Source organism: Paracoccus sp. UBA5162 (assembly GCF_002413585.1).
Classification (GTDB): domain Bacteria; phylum Pseudomonadota; class Alphaproteobacteria; order Rhodobacterales; family Rhodobacteraceae; genus Paracoccus.
The window spans coordinates 1-353 of sequence record NZ_DHXG01000093.1 but is presented as its reverse complement, the minus strand read 5'-3'; the positions used below and the strand labels follow the sequence as shown (position 1 = coordinate 353).

The following is a 353-nucleotide window of genomic DNA, read 5'->3' as shown; positions in this document are numbered from 1 at the left end:
GGCGGCAACGGCAATGACAGCCTGGTCGGCGGTGGCGGTCGCGACACGATCTATGGCGGCGCCGGAAATGACCGCATCCGTTCCAGCGGACAGGGCGTCTATGACGGACAGGGCGGCAACGATTATATCTACGCCGCCTCCGGCACGCCCGAGACGCTGCGCGGCGGCGCCGGCGTCGACTGGCTGAACACCCGCCATTGGTCGGGCGACTACACCATCGACATGGTGACCGGTGCGACCAATTACGCCGGCGAAAGCTTCACCCAGTTCGAGAACCTCGTCACCGGCGCAGGCGATGACCGGATCACCGGCACGGCGGACGCCAACCGCATCTACACCTATGACGGAAACGA

General features: G+C 65.7%; 1 protein-coding gene. It reads left to right on the top strand.

Going from position 1 to position 353, the window contains the following annotated elements; all coding sequences use genetic code 11:
* On the top strand, window positions 1-353 hold a 353-nt coding region (locus B4A72_RS15165), incomplete at both ends, for a calcium-binding protein (protein ID WP_414692505.1).